This window comes from Enterococcus hailinensis, assembly GCF_045862035.1.
GTDB lineage: Bacteria > Bacillota > Bacilli > Lactobacillales > Enterococcaceae > Enterococcus_A > Enterococcus_A hailinensis.
The window spans coordinates 1-5,432 of the sequence record NZ_BAAFRV010000039.1; the positions used below are offsets into that span (position 1 = coordinate 1).

3 protein-coding genes and 2 pseudogenes are annotated in these 5,432 nt (G+C 31.3%); 2 read left to right on the forward strand and 3 right to left on the reverse strand.

Going from position 1 to position 5,432, the window contains the following annotated elements:
* Window positions 1-418 precede the first annotated feature (418 nt).
* Window positions 419-937 (forward strand): annotated as a pseudogene (locus ACKTSC_RS13175) (IS630 family transposase); the annotation flags it as partial.
* 34 nt (window positions 938-971) lie between these two features.
* On the opposite strand, the gene ACKTSC_RS13180 reads toward ACKTSC_RS13175, so the two are convergent.
* The 3 genes from ACKTSC_RS13180 to ACKTSC_RS13190 form a co-directional block, all read right to left on the reverse strand.
* Entirely contained in the window at window positions 972-2,768 is a 1,797-nt protein-coding gene (locus ACKTSC_RS13180) for an AAA family ATPase (protein WP_407857810.1), read from the reverse strand.
* A 507-nt stretch (window positions 2,769-3,275) separates the two neighbouring features.
* Entirely contained in the window at window positions 3,276-3,572 is a 297-nt protein-coding gene (locus ACKTSC_RS13185; RefSeq protein ID WP_034536171.1) for a bacteriocin immunity protein, read from the reverse strand.
* Between the two features lie 239 nt (window positions 3,573-3,811).
* The gene (locus ACKTSC_RS13190) at window positions 3,812-4,549 is read right to left on the reverse strand and encodes a DUF975 family protein (protein ID WP_311901442.1); all 738 of its coding nucleotides are present in this window, start codon (window positions 4,547-4,549) and stop codon (window positions 3,812-3,814) included.
* A 500-nt stretch (window positions 4,550-5,049) separates the two neighbouring features.
* On the opposite strand from ACKTSC_RS13190, the pseudogene ACKTSC_RS13195 reads away from it, so the two are divergent.
* Window positions 5,050-5,304 (forward strand): annotated as a pseudogene (locus tag ACKTSC_RS13195) (MerR family transcriptional regulator); the annotation flags it as partial.
* Window positions 5,305-5,432 lie beyond the last annotated feature (128 nt).

The following is a 5,432-nucleotide window of genomic DNA, read 5'->3' on the forward strand; positions in this document are numbered from 1 at the left end:
ATATCAACACTCCTCGTTATACATTATATTATATAACGAGTTATAAGTCTACAAAAAAACCGCTATATATCAAGCGTTACAGCGGTTTTTCGAGTGATTATCGTTACACAATTCGGGAATGCAGGTTACACGACACGATTAATACCATCTACTTCATTCATAATTTAAAAAAAATTATGTCTAGCACTTCACAAGGGATACATATCCATTCTGTAGTAATTCCATCATGTGTATTGAAAAAATTTTCTCTCAGCTTTCGATTACCCTCCTTCTTTTACTTGAACAGTATTACTTATCTAAATTAGGAGTAAATATTTCAAATAGTTGACCATATTACCAATCGTAAGAACTTTTAAATTTCTAGCAAAACTATTACCTGACATGCAATCCAAATAAAAAAGAGTCCATGGAAGAGAAAATCGATTATCTCTTATTTCAAGACGAGTCCATGATTCGAGATTACCAAGCTATCCAACGGACCTGGTTTCTAAAAGGAAGACAACGGATAATCCCTACCTACGGAAAACATTGTGGTACAAAGCTGATTGGCTGCCTGGACTACGCGTCGGGTGAGATCCTATGCAGCGAGAAAGAGCACTACGACGCAACATCCTTCTTAGAATTCCTAGTCTTTGTTCTTGAGTATTATCCGGTTGGAAAGATAGTCATGATTCTGGACAATGCCCGTATCCATCATGCGAAACTGATCCAGCCATTCTTGGAAGAGAATAAGGGGCGTTTGGAACTCGTGTTCCTTCCTCCGTATAGCCCTAATCTCAACTTGATAGAGGGACTATGGAAATGGCTGAAGGAGACGGTTATCAATAACGTATTTTTCTCAAGCGTCCAAAAGATCAATCTGGCGGTTCAGAGTTTCCTCACTTGGATAAACGAGCAGAGGGAGATTGTCATTGACCGTCTCTGCGTGAAAATGTAGGGTAATTATTTTATTCAACTTATATAGCGAGATTTTATAATGAATTGATAGAAGTATATATTCTCTGAAAGAAATCTGTAAATTCATATTTTTTAATATTATCTTCTTCATATTCTTCCATATCACGAATCATTTCAGTAGTCATACCAGAAATAAGTGAAGACATTACTTTCTTTTTCCCAATTCTTAATTCTGCAGCTAATATTTTTTTAGCATCACAAGTATCACTAATGCTTACATTATTAGGTATTAATGAAGGATGTATATAATTTTCGATTTCTCTTTTTCTTGTTAATGAAACAACGATGCCAGAGGCTTCAAGTTCTATTTTTCTATCATATTGTTTCTTTTCTTCTAGAGTACCTTTATCGGAATCAAGAAATACAAAAAATGGAATTTTATACTTAACAGCAAAATCACTTTGAACCCAAAATTTTAATGAATCGCATCCTCCCATCGGTATAATGGTAATGCCTGCCTCATGAATATTTTTTTCAATAAATCCTTCACCAGATAATTTATTGGCGATATGAGAAAGAAAAATAATGTCATCCTTTCCTTCAACAAAAATTATACCCTTACAGTCCCGTTCTAAATACTCTGGAAGAAGACCTAAAGTTTCTGCTATTTGATTGTAAACATCAGGAGTATCAAATTTCACTATTTTTTTGTTATCATCTTCAGTAATAAAACGTAGAGATTTCTTAGGTACAATGCCACCTATATCAGGAGTATGAGTGGTTAGTAAAACTTGAGTATTATGGGATCTGCTTAGTTCAAGAAAAGACTCAATAAGCATCTTTTGATTTGAAGGATGTTGAGACGTTTCAGGCTCCTCGAATGCATAGATTATAGAGTCATTATTACTTTTAGAAAGTCTATCTTCAGCTTGTGCTCTAAAAAAATTAAGTAAGATTAACCTTCGTACACCACTACCTCTCTTGTTGATAGGCACATTTTCGTCACGAATAGTTAATTTAAATAAGGAATCAAATTTAGGCTCGACTTTAAATTCAGGAATTAGTTTACTTGCTAAAGAAGGATCCATTTCAGCTAGTTTAAGTAAAGTTTTACTAGCTGTATTTAGCGCGTGTTGCTCAACAGTTTTTTTTATTTCTTCTAATTGGCTATTAACTTCTTTTAGAGCCTCTTTAACTGCTAGTTGCATAGGTTCTGTTATCTCATTATCTCCGTCATTACTTGTTCTATCTGATTGAAAAAGGGTGAATACTGGGAGATAGTTATTTATTTTAGAAAAAATTTTCTTAGTATCTTCTCCAGAAGCACTTACTAGATGTTCTTCTAAATTTAAGTTAGCAGCATCTTTCCAAATAGTTTCTCTAATTATTTTATTTGTATTTAAATTAGCAGGTGTAACGCCCAATTCTTTAGCTCTAGATTTTAGTTTGTTATTTGTAAGTGATAATAAGTCATCATATTTTATTGTTGTGGGGTGATATGCGTAAATAGAAACCTCTTCTTTAGGCTTGGTTTTAGTCCTACTGTATACTTTAGTGATGGTTAAGTTACCGTTTTTGTTCAATAAATACTCAGATTCTAGAGTGGTTGAAACATTTTCATCAATAACTATCTGATCAGGTAAGTTTGAAAATTCACAAGAAATGGTAAAGACGTCTGATTTCGAATGTACACAGAAATCATCGTTATCTGCTACAACGAGCTTATTATTAAAAAAAATTTCTAAAGCTTCGAAAATGGTCGATTTCCCAACATCATTTTTCCCTATAAATGTAGTCAAATTATCAATAGGAATTTTTACTTTGTGTTGATAACCTCTAAAATTTTCTAACTCTACAGCAATTAAGTTGATATAAAGACCTCCCTAAAATAGTATTATATAGTATATGATACACGTTATTTTTAATATTTAAATAGAAACCTGAATAATTCATACAAATTCAAACAGCTATTACAAGGAGGGCATTCATAATCTCTTCCTACTTATTTGAAAAGTAAACCTGTAAATCTTACTTCTCAATTTGTCTATTTTTGGTACACCCAAATCAGACATATTTAAAGCAAAAAAGTAGACGCCTATTTTCGATATATGATTTTATCCGATTAGGGTATATAATCGTGTGTTTGCGGACCCCATAAAAAAAGAACCCTATGGGTATAGGGTTCCGGAGACATGATTTTATCCAATTTCATGTATTTAATATTTATAAAAAGCATTAGATAACTTAAAGGAACGATTGGCTATATAATTTAATTGATCTTTCCATATTGACTAAACAAAATAAGGTCACTATAACTACTGTGACCTTATAAATTAATTTAATTAGGAATAATTGAATTTATCTATTTTTGTACACTGTTAATATCCATATCTAATATTGGATATGGAAGTCAATTCTTTTAGTTTTTTAGATTGATAGTCTGATAGAGTAATTCCATCATTTCTGATTGCTTTAGAAATATCTAAGTTCATACGACTTAAAATCATAGGAATAGAAGCGCCCTTTTGTTCTAATTCTTCAAAATAATTCTCTAATACATTTTGTAGCGACTCGTTTTCTAAGTTTGTTTTTAAATCATCTAATAGATCAGTAATAATATTTGCTGCTTGTTTTGCTCGTTCATTTCCTCCGGAATACCATTTTGTTTTGCCCATAAAATATCGCTCCTTAATTATAGTCACACGTGAGTTTAGTTGCTATTGTACTTTCTTTATAGTCTATTGAAGTTAAACTATTTTTGCTAATATAGCGCAATTGTCGACACCTTAAATGGTAAGCATACTCTATTATAGTTCTGTATTAATTGTCCCTTCAATAAACTTATTTATTGATAATAAACAATTTAGAACTACTCTTTTTTTTAGTCTAGCTATTTATACATAACTTAAGTAGATTAAAAGTCATCTAATGACTCGTCAAAATGACTATTTTCAGTCAGATTGTTATAAAATGCTGCATATATACAATATACATATGGTTTTAACCATAGAAATCCGATTCCTAGAGATAGAATGCTTAAAATGCCCCAGCCAATAAAGCTTAACTGTAATACAAAGTATTCCCACTTATGGCCATCCATCATTTTTCTACTTTCTGTTATGCAATCGAGAGCAGATACTTTTCCATTTTCAGTTAGTATTTTTTGATCTTTATAAATGAAATAGGCTTGAGAATAAGATATTGTTTTTATAATTCCTGGTACGATAAAAAGAAATGCCCATAATAAGGTAAAAAATCCGGTGAAAATATAAATTAAAAACGTACCTAAAAAGTATTTTTTAGTGAATATTTGAAAAGCTTGTTTAACTGGTTCAATACGCATAGTTGGGTTTCTTAACCAATCTAAAAAAGTATATGAAATACCAATAGCAATAAACGTAGATAAGGCTCCAAGGATGGTAGACCAAAAGTCTTCAGTATATGATGACTCATACCTGTTAATATTCGTCCCTATATCAGAAAATAAACCGATTCTTTGCTGAATAAAGGAATAGGATAATAAAGTAATCGCTACCCCTATTATTGTTAAAATTATTGGTATAGCACTTAATAAAATGGCTTCTTTCCATCTGCCACGTAATACCTCTTTCACCTCCGCTTTTAATTCTTTTCGACTCTTATATCTTTCCAAAAAACCATTCCTCTCGCTACTTGTTTTTACCTATCTGTTTAGATTGAAATAATAGTAGGTATAAAATATTATTTCGAAGAAAATAAGTTATCTATTATGTGTACCATTCAAGAATAACCTTTCTAACCCCCTTCTAATCGACACCTTATTATCTACCAAATAGTCCTAATTTAATAGAACTTATTGGTTTCCATAGTAGCAACCAGTGGTTGCTACTGCTATTTTAGTTATTATTTCTTTACTATAAGAAAAATAATGATTGTAAAAAAGTAACCCTGTATTAACAAGGTTCTAGATACATATTTCTATGTAATTTCATGTATTTAGGTCCGATATTATTTATTATAAAAGAAGTCTCAAAATTTATTGGTACCACATTTAATTTTCACTTCATTTTTGAAAGTAAATAAGAAGGAAAATGATATTCCCCCCTTCGTATTATTTTTGGTTGGACATGTACCTAAGTACATGGTTTATAATTAAAAAAAGGATGTGATAGCATGGCTTATTTTATTAGCTCCTTCTCTGAAAAATGTGGTGTAAATAAGGAATCCATTCGATATTACGAACGAAAAAACTTACTACCAGAACCCGATCGGACTAATTCCGGTTATCGAGTTTATTCAGAGGAAGATGTAAAACGAGTAAAATTCATTAAACACCTACAAGAAATTGGCTTTTCTTTAAATGAAATTTATAAATTACTTGGTGTTGTAGATAAAGACAACATTCGTTGTGAAGGTATGTTTGAATTTGGAGAGTGTAAAATATTTTGTGTAAATGAATAAAATCCATACAAAAAAGGAAGTCCCTTCTGTAGAATTAAGTTTACGACAACCAATTCACAGAAAAGAGGACTTCCCTATGAATGATTTTACTACAG

Bases quoted from the DNA above. Each gene is read 5' to 3' on its own strand.
- ACKTSC_RS13185 (WP_034536171.1), bottom strand. From the start codon at position 3,572: ATGGGCAAAACAAAATGGTATTCCGGAGGAAATGAACGAGCAAAACAA.